Origin of the sequence: Nocardia sp. NPDC046473, assembly GCF_040645995.1 — a bacterium.
Classification (GTDB): Bacteria; Actinomycetota; Actinomycetes; order Mycobacteriales; family Mycobacteriaceae; genus Nocardia.
The window spans coordinates 316,747-320,465 of record NZ_JBEYZJ010000004.1 but is presented as its reverse complement, the minus strand read 5'-3'; the positions used below and the strand labels follow the sequence as shown (position 1 = coordinate 320,465).

Sequence of the window (3,719 nt, the reverse complement as noted above, 5' to 3'; positions counted from 1 at the left end):
CGATCAGCTCCCGAGGTGCCGCACCGCGACCGGCCCGCACCGACGGCTCGGCGGAATACCCAGCGCCGCAGCATGATCAGCGGGCCCGGGGACACGTCGAACACCTTCCCGCGCTGCGGCCGGGCATCGCATGGCCACCGCGTGTTCGACTCAGCGAGGAACGACAACCGACGCCGATCAGTCGCGGTCGACGACCGACCATGGCCGGGTTTGCGAATCATCGGACTCGAGGCTCTTACGCTCGGCGGGCGAATCGAACGAGGCCCGCTGCAGCTCCGGCGTTTTCGTGCGCAGATCGGGCAAACCCTCGACCATCGACGACAAGCTCGGCAACCGTGACCGGGTCTTGCGGATCGGCTCGATCAAGTCCTCGGCCTTGCGGGCGACCTCGGACGCGGCCTCCTGGGTGGCCTCGGTGACGGCATCGGCGATCTCGTCATAGCCGAATTCATCGATGTCGTCGCCGAATTCGGTGTCGATCACGACGCCGTCGGCGTTCACGGTGATGCGCACCTGGCCCTTGGCCGCGGTAGCGGTGGCGGTGAGCTCGACGCGCTGCCGCTGAACCTCGGCGATCGAGCGAATGTGCTGACCGACCGTATCGAGCAGATCGGCGACATCACCCTTGGCCCGTTCGTTGCTCACGTCGAGTCCTCCTGCCGCCCGAAGAAATACAACCAGTGATGGGTTGCCCGCATCGATTACTTTGCGAACGTACCACGCCATATTGTCGGAAATCTCGTCACGACGATGCGGTGATGCCATCATTACGTGCTGTTACGCGAGACTTACGCACAACTGATCTGCGTGGTGTTGAATTCCCACAGTGGCTAGTGCTCGAACGCGGTGTGGCGGTATGAGATCGAGCCGCGCTGTGGCGGGTGTTTGGTGTCGAGCGAAAGGCTGTAGGTCGATACCGCGATGATGATGGAAATACTATCGGAACAAATGCCGGACATTGTCGGCCGTATGCCTGAATTCGGTGAGCCGATACCGTGCACCGACGAGAAAGAATTCATCGTATGACCGATCCCCAGCAGGAGAGCCGGGCCGGGATCAGCGACGGTGTCGACGTCAGCTTCCGGCTGGGCCCGCCGCCGCCCCCCGATGAGCAGGTGGCCGTTGTGCGGGATACGCCTTCCTCGCCAACCGATTCCGACGTGCGGACAGCCGAGCCGCGGGACGCCGCAGAGCAGGCGATCGATGAGCCGACGCCCGACGGCCAGACAGCCGAGTCGCCGACAGCCGACGACCGGACACCCGTCCCGGGGACAGCCGACGACCAGGCGGCCGAGTCGCAGACAGACGATTCGCAGGCCGCCGACGAGCCGCAGACGATCGAGGAGCAAGCGGCCGAGCTCGCCCACAGCATCGCCCGCGAGCTCGGCGTGTCAGGCCCGGAAGGCTGGCAATGGCTGGAGGCGTCCTTCTCGCTCACCGTCGCCGGCGGCATCGCCTACGCGCTGTACTACGACGACTCCGAACAGGCCTCCCGGGCCGAGCCGTCGCCGACGGTCACCGAACTCGTTGTGCGGCATCGCGAGCTCTCCGCGCAGCTCGGCGACGGCCCCTGGTGGCGCATGGTGATCCAGCTCGAGGTCACCGGCGAGGTCGAGGTCGACTACGACTACGGTGACGAGCCGTTCCCCGACGATCAGCTGCTCGCCACCGACGCCTATCGCGCCGACCTGGCGGCGTTTCCGCGCGAACAGCTCCCGGTGTGGCTGGCCGCCTACGTCTTTCACGACGAGCGGCAGTGGCGCTCGCCCGAGCAGGCCGCCGCGCAGGCTCGCGCCGACCGCGAGGCGAATGTCGTCGCGCTGCTCGCACGCGACGAGCTGCCCGCACTGCCCGTGCTGTGGGCCCGCTGGGCGACCATCGCGGCGGCCTTCGTCGCCATCGGTTCGGGGCTCGGGCCGCGAATTCGCCCGGCGCTCGGCATCTTCGAAGGCGCGGCGCGCAGCGGCGCCACCCTCTTCGTGCTGCCCGGCGGCCGCGCGGTGCTCTCGGGTGGGGTGTGGAACGCTCCCGAACTCGACGCCGCCTACAACGACGACGTCGAGCTGCCGGACCTGTATGCCGGTGCCCCCGACTGGGTGGCCAATCAGGTGCTCAATGCCCGTGCGGCCCAAGGCATGCTGTCGTTCTGCTACTGGTGGTCCAACGGCAGCTGGCATCGCGGCGAATCGCCGACCGCCGACCAGTTCAGCGCGGCCATTCCGGGTGTGTGGACAACGCAGACCGTGGCCGACATCGTGTGCGCCGTGGTGAGCAGCGAGCCGACCGAAGACCAGCGCGAGGCCGCCGCCACCCTGGTCGAGTCCGCCGAGGCCGGTGTGGTGACCCGAGAAACGTTGACCGGCTTGTTCGATGAGAGCGACAACATCGACGGCGCCATGTATCAGCTGTCGCTGGCCGGCCTCACCGCGGCGATCCCCGAGGAACTACCGCAGGATCAGGCGATCACCCTGGTCCGCGAATTCATCCTCGAGCTGGGTGTCGACACCACCGGCTATCCACTCGACCAGCTCGTCGCCGAGCGCCTCGACGTCGGCTGGATGGTGTTCGTACCGACCGAACCCGGCGAGATCGCCATCGGCCGCGCGATCTTCTACATCGCCGACGACGGAGTGATCGAACAGTCGTCCTCGTCGATGCCACCGTCGGCTTACACCGCCGGATTCGAACAGCGCTTCCAGGAGCGACAGACGAGGGCCGGCGTAGATCTCGTGATCTGACCGGGCCGTGATCTCAACAGGAAAGGAGCACGATGGCCAAGCCGATCAAGGTCGAGCCGGACGGATTACGCCGCTCTGCGGACGGTTTCGACGAGCTCGCGGACAAGGCCAAGAAGCTGCTGGAGACGCTGAAGTCGAGCACGAGCAGCAAGGGTGAGGCCTGGGGCGGCGACAAGAGCGGTAAGAAGTTCGCCGAGGGCGAGAAGGGCTATAAGAAGGGCCGCGACAACACCTTCGAGTCCCTGGGCGCCATCGCCGACGTCTTCGAGCAGAACGCGAAGAACTTCCGCGACTCGGCGAAGATATACGAAGAGAACGAGCAACGGCTGGTCGAGAACATGCGGATACGAGACCAACGCTGACGCATGACGCTCGGTTATGCGGCGATGACTCGAAACTGATCGGCGTGATGTTTGATCGCAATCAGTGGCAAATGCTCAGCGAGGTCTTGCGAAACGCGCTCGACCTACGATCCGGAGGCTTCTGGTGGTGAATGAATGGCTGCGGGCCGACGCCGCGATGATGATGGAAGCGATGTCGGAACAAATGCAGGGCATTGCGAAGATTCAACGTGATCGCGCTCGGCTCACGGCAACCGTCACCGCATGCGACAAGCGGATCAGCGTGACCGTCAATGCCGACGGCATTCTCATCGAGACGCGGTTCGCCGACGATATCGGCGATCTGACGCACGCGGAGATCGCGGCGGCGATGACCGAGGCCGTGCAGGCCGCCGCGAAGAAGGTGAGCGAGCAGGGCCGCCAGCTCATGGAGCCGTTGCGGGAGCGCAAGTCTCGGCTGCCGCGGCTGTCGGATCTGCTCGAGGACATCCCGGATATCAGGTCGGTGATTCCGGTGGCGCCACCCGTGTCGACCGCGCCGCCGAACTCGCCGGAGCGGCGGTACGACGACGACAGCGATACGGAGCCGAAAGCGCGCCGGTCACTGGTCAACGACCTCGAAGACTGAGTTCGCGCCGGG

At 65.9% G+C, this 3,719-nt stretch carries 4 protein-coding genes; 3 read left to right on the top strand and 1 reads right to left on the bottom strand.

The annotated features are described in order from the left end of the window. Positions 1–177 precede the first annotated feature (177 nt). Positions 178–645 (bottom strand): YbaB/EbfC family nucleoid-associated protein, encoded by a 468-nt coding sequence (locus ABZ942_RS15935; RefSeq protein ID WP_357382456.1) that lies wholly within the window; start codon positions 643–645, stop codon positions 178–180. A gap of 377 nt (positions 646–1,022) precedes the next feature. On the opposite strand from ABZ942_RS15935, the gene ABZ942_RS15930 reads away from it, so the two are divergent. The 3 genes from ABZ942_RS15930 to ABZ942_RS15920 all read left to right on the top strand — a co-directional run bounded on the left by ABZ942_RS15930 (position 1,023) and on the right by ABZ942_RS15920 (position 3,707). Beyond that, positions 1,023–2,738, top strand: a complete 1,716-nt coding sequence (locus tag ABZ942_RS15930) for a hypothetical protein (RefSeq protein ID WP_357382454.1) — start codon at positions 1,023–1,025, stop codon at positions 2,736–2,738. A 32-nt stretch (positions 2,739–2,770) separates the two neighbouring features. After that, entirely contained in the window at positions 2,771–3,100 is a 330-nt protein-coding gene (locus tag ABZ942_RS15925) for a WXG100 family type VII secretion target (protein WP_357382452.1), read from the top strand. A gap of 127 nt (positions 3,101–3,227) precedes the next feature. After that, complete coding sequence (locus tag ABZ942_RS15920) at positions 3,228–3,707, top strand: YbaB/EbfC family nucleoid-associated protein (RefSeq protein WP_357382450.1); 480 nt, start codon at positions 3,228–3,230, stop codon at positions 3,705–3,707. The last annotated feature ends 12 nt before the right edge of the window (positions 3,708–3,719 follow it).